Consider the following 546-nt stretch of genomic DNA (forward strand, 5'->3'; position numbering starts at 1 on the left):
GGTCTTGCGTTACAACCCCCAAACCGACGCATTTCAGGGCATTGTAAGGCGTGACAAGGGCAAAAAGGCAGCGCACAAGGAGCGCAGCGCTATTCAAGGCGTGAAACCGATGTCGGTTGTAACGACACTCAGGAAGGACACATAATGGCCAAGACCCCAACCGCGAAGAGCGATGCGCCCAAGACCGGCGGCATCTTCGCGCCCATCACCCCCTCGGCCGAGCTCGGCGCGATCGTCGGCACCGACAAGCTGCCGCGTAGCGAAGTCATCAGCAAGGTGTGGGCCTATATCAAGGCGCACAATCTCCAGAACCCGGAGAACAAGCGCGAGATCGTCGCCGACGAAAAGCTGAAGAAGGTTTTCGGCAAGGACAAGGTGACGATGTTCGAAATGAACAAGCACCTGGCAGGCCACATGAAGGCCTGATCCCTCCTGGATCGCTTTTAAAAGACGTCGGACGCCGGCACCTCCGCAGGGGTGTCGGCGTTTTGCGTGTGTGGGGGGCTTGCTCCTCCCCTTCTTCCTCCCCTCCCTGGAAGGGAGGGG

1 protein-coding gene is annotated in these 546 nt (G+C 59.5%); it reads left to right on the top strand.

Going from position 1 to position 546, the window contains the following annotated elements; genetic code table 11:
• The first annotated feature begins 144 nt into the window (after positions 1-144).
• A complete protein-coding gene (locus tag AACY49_RS30200) occupies positions 145-426 on the top strand; it encodes an SWIB/MDM2 domain-containing protein (protein ID WP_010403256.1) in 282 nt (93 codons plus the stop codon).
• Positions 427-546: the final 120 nt, after the last annotated feature.

The sequence above is a fragment of the Pseudomonas sp. EL_65y_Pfl2_R96 genome (assembly GCF_963970905.1).
Lineage (GTDB): Bacteria > Pseudomonadota > Gammaproteobacteria > Pseudomonadales > Pseudomonadaceae > Aquipseudomonas.